The following is a 374-nucleotide window of genomic DNA, read 5'->3' on the forward strand; positions in this document are numbered from 1 at the left end:
GAGATCAATCGCGCCAGCGCCAAGACCCAGTCGGCGCTGCTGGAGGCCATGGAGGAGCGCCAGGTGACGGTGCCCTGTACCTGTTTCTTGCCGGCGCCGGAGGCGGATCCTTTTTGCTGGGATCCGTGGTGGACCTGGTGCTGCGTTTTCGGCCGCAAGCGGCTCGTGGGTGGTTCGCCCGCGTCAACCCGGTCACCGATGCCGGATTGGTGCTGGGGCCGGTGCTCGTGGTGGCCAGCGCAATCTTTCTCGTCCTTGATTTGGGGGTACCGGAAAAGGCGTTCTATCTGTTTCTCGTCTCGAGCAAAAGCTTGCTCTCCCTGGGCGCCTGGGCCATTCTGCTGTTCGCCGTCGCCGCTTTCGGGGCCCTGGTG

General features: G+C 64.4%; 1 pseudogene. It reads left to right on the forward strand.

Annotated features, from left to right (window positions below):
- Positions 1–128 precede the first annotated feature (128 nt).
- Positions 129–374, forward strand: a pseudogene (locus PZH32_RS11710) (NrfD/PsrC family molybdoenzyme membrane anchor subunit); the annotation flags it as partial.

Origin of the sequence: Adlercreutzia equolifaciens, assembly GCF_029076695.1 — a bacterium.
Lineage (GTDB): Bacteria > Actinomycetota > Coriobacteriia > Coriobacteriales > Eggerthellaceae > Adlercreutzia > Adlercreutzia equolifaciens_A.